Source organism: Okeania sp. SIO2B9, assembly GCF_010672505.1.
GTDB classification, from domain to species: domain Bacteria; phylum Cyanobacteriota; class Cyanobacteriia; order Cyanobacteriales; family Microcoleaceae; genus Okeania; species Okeania hirsuta.
Window position 1 is genome coordinate 1 of sequence record NZ_JAAHGK010001097.1, and the last position, 2,634, is coordinate 2,634.

The following is a 2,634-nucleotide window of genomic DNA, read 5'->3' on the forward strand; positions in this document are numbered from 1 at the left end:
TAGTTATTTATTATTGGTATATAGCATTTACATTTTAAATATGAATATAGAATTAAATATTTGAGAGGAAATATTAATTGAAAATAGTATGAGGGAAAAACAGCATTTTTTTACTAAAAAAATAACAATCTATTATAATAAATTACCTGATAAATTATATTTAAATCAATAATTATTTAAGCGTTAAAATTGCTATCACTAAATAATTAATTACTTTTTTATGGGATATTTACTGCTAACAATTAAAGGGAAAACTAAGTAATAAATATATTTAAATATATTTATTAAAAATTCCAAAAAATCAAAAATAAACTAATATAAATTATGTTGATATCGGAGCTTATTGCAATGATAAAGTAGGATGTGATAGACTTATAGAGAGTTAATTAGTACCTTTTTATCAGCATATTTAGTATAAAAATCATAAAAATCAACCCTTTTTTCTTAATTAATTTTACCTATGTATTCTACACAAGCATTCTAATAATTTGCATAAGATTTATGAATTACATAGAAAAAATCAATCATTTACTTAAACCATCTGTTAATCTAACTAATTTAGCTATAGATTTATTTGCTGGATGTGGTGGTTTATCTCTCGGTTTTGAAGCCCAGGGATTTCAAACTTATGGTTTTGAAATGGATGCCGATTGTTGTGCAACTTATAATAAAAATCTCAAAGGTAATTGCACTAAAATTACTCTTTCTTCTGAAACAGAATTACCTCCGGCAAATGTAATAATTGGCGGTCCTCCCTGTCAACCTTTTAGTGTTGGGGGAAAGCAAAAGGGTTTGAAAGATTCGCGAGATGGTTTTCCTATTTTTATTAATGCAGTGGCAAGATTACAGCCGGAAATTTGGTTATTTGAAAATGTAAGAGGTTTACTTTATCGTAATAAATGGTATTTAGATGAAATTACTCAAGCACTTCAATCTTTGGGTTATATTATTGAGGTTAAATTGTTAAATGCTGTTGATTTTGGTGTGCCTCAAAATCGTCAACGAGTAATAGTTATTGGGCATAAAGGTGAGTTGAAATTTCCTCAAGTTTTAGACAAAAAAGTAACTGTTGGAGAAGCATTAGGAGAAATGGCATTCCATGCACCTCCAGAGTCAAAATTTCTGACTCCAAATATGGATAAATATGTGGCAAAGTATGAAAAAGCTTCTAGTTGTAAACAACCTCGTGACTTGTATTTAGACAAACCTGCGAGAACTTTAACTTGTCGAAATATTTCGGCTCCTACTGGTGATATGCACCGGATAAAATTGCCGGATGGGAGAAGAAGGCGTTTGTTATTAAGGGAGGCAGCAAGATTACAAAGTTTTCCTGACTGGTTTGAATTTGTAGGAAAAGAAACCAGTTGTTTTAATCAGATTGGAAATGCAGTTCCTCCTTTATTTGCTTTTCATTTGGCAGGGAGTATTAGGAGCTATTTAGAATCTAGGAAAAGATTCTCGCCAGAGGAAATTTCACAAAAAATTATGCCTGTACAATTATCATTACCTTTTTAAGAGATAAAAATGCCTCAAATTCCCCAAGATATTACTAAGTCAGATAAGTCTAAACAATTTCAAAAGTTAATCAATGAAGCGTTATATATTATTAGTAAGTTTGGTGTACCTCTTGAGGGGATGACTAAAAGACGATTGGAAAGAATGGCAATGGCTTTTTTAGCTGTAGCCAAAGTTAAGAAAACTAATGAATGGGCAAAAATTGATAATTCTCATGCTTTAAGAACTAGGGAAATTATTAGGTACTGGAATAATTATTTTAATGAAAAAATATCTGAAAGTTCTTATGATGATATTCGAAGGAAAGATTTAAAATTAATTGTTCTTGCAGGAATTATTATTCCTAGTGCTGCTAATCCAAATTCAGCTAGAAATGATGGTACAAGATCTTTTGCTTTAAATCCCGATATTGCTAATCTAGTTAAAAATTTTGGCTCAAATAATTGGGAAGAAGAGGTTGATATTTTTTTAGCTAATCTAGTCACTCTAGAACAACAACTTTCTAGTCAACGAGAAATAAGTTTAATTCCTGTTAATTTTCCTTCTGGTAAAGTCTTAAATTTTAGTCCTGGCAAACATAATGAATTACAGAAAGCAATTATTGAAAGTTTTTTACCTAGATATGGTTATGGTGCAGAAATTTTATATGTCGGCGATACAGCTAAGAAGTTTTTACATTTAGAAAAAAACAAACTGAAAGAACTAAACTTTTTTGAATTATCTGATGGAGAATTACCCGATATAGTAGCTTATTCAGAACAGAAAAATTGGCTTTATTTGATAGAAGCTGTTCATAGTTCAGGGGTAATTTCTAATGTACGTTTATTAGAATTGAAAAAATTGACAGAAAAATGTCAGGCTGACATAATTTTTATTACAGCTTTTCTAGACCATAATACTTTTCGCAAATTTGCTGCTGAGATTGCTTGGGAAACAGAAGTTTGGATTGCTGATGCACCAGACCATATAATTCATTTTGATGGTGAAAAATTTTTAGGTCCTTATTCTCAAATAACTAATACTTGAAAGAAAATGATGAATGAAATTAACTGGCAATTATTCTGGATATTAATGATTTTACATTGTGTTATTGGTACTGCTGCTGCTTTTGTAGCAAAA

2 protein-coding genes are annotated in these 2,634 nt (G+C 30.0%); both read left to right on the forward strand.

Annotated elements, in window-relative coordinates; translation table 11 throughout:
- Positions 1-501 precede the first annotated feature (501 nt).
- Complete coding sequence (locus F6K13_RS27705; RefSeq protein WP_124142839.1) at positions 502-1,515, forward strand: DNA cytosine methyltransferase; 1,014 nt, start codon at positions 502-504, stop codon at positions 1,513-1,515.
- Between the two features lie 9 nt (positions 1,516-1,524).
- Positions 1,525-2,541, forward strand: coding sequence for a BsuBI/PstI family type II restriction endonuclease (locus F6K13_RS27710; RefSeq protein ID WP_124142838.1), 1,017 nt, complete (start codon positions 1,525-1,527; stop codon positions 2,539-2,541).
- Positions 2,542-2,634: the final 93 nt, after the last annotated feature.